The sequence below is a fragment of the Clostridium sardiniense genome (assembly GCF_019753795.1).
GTDB lineage: Bacteria > Bacillota > Clostridia > Clostridiales > Clostridiaceae > Clostridium > Clostridium sardiniense.
This window is the reverse complement of record NZ_JAIKTU010000054.1, coordinates 1-506: the sequence shown is the minus strand read 5'-3', so window position 1 is coordinate 506 and position 506 is coordinate 1. Positions and strand designations below refer to the sequence as shown.

General features: G+C 39.7%; 1 tRNA gene and 1 rRNA gene. Both read right to left on the bottom strand.

Features of this window, described 5'->3' with window-relative positions:
• A 23S ribosomal RNA gene (locus tag K5V21_RS19120) occupies positions 1–147 on the bottom strand; the annotation flags it as partial.
• A gap of 127 nt (positions 148–274) precedes the next feature.
• Positions 275–351: transfer RNA gene (locus K5V21_RS19115), tRNA-Ile, on the bottom strand.
• Between the last annotated feature and the right edge of the window lie 155 nt (positions 352–506).

Here is a 506-nt window from a genome sequence, read left to right as displayed (position 1 = left end):
CATGGGGTTAACCCATGTGAGTTTCCTCATTCGGAAATCTTCGGATCTCTGGCTATGTGCGCCTACCCGAAGCTTATCGCAGCTTATCACGTCCTTCATCGGCTCCTGATGCCAAGGCATTCACCATACGCCCTTTGTAGCTTGACCTATTTAGTCAATTTTTCAAAATCATCACAATTTTGGTTCTCACAAAGAATAGTATTTAATAAATACTTTATTTCTTGGCTTGTTGTATCAACAATTTATATTCATATGCAATTTTCAAAGAACACTGTGGTGGGTCTAAGTGGACTCGAACCACCGACCTCACGCTTATCAGGCGTGCGCTCTAACCAGCTGAGCTATAGACCCATATGTTTTGAGAGTAATCTCTCAAAATTGAACAGAAACCATTTAAAAACCTTCTTTTCGGTAAGAAATCCGAATTTCGAATTTTTTAATATACCAGTTAATCATCTTGTTAACTGAATTCTCCATAGAAAGGAGGTGATCCAGCCGCAGGTTCT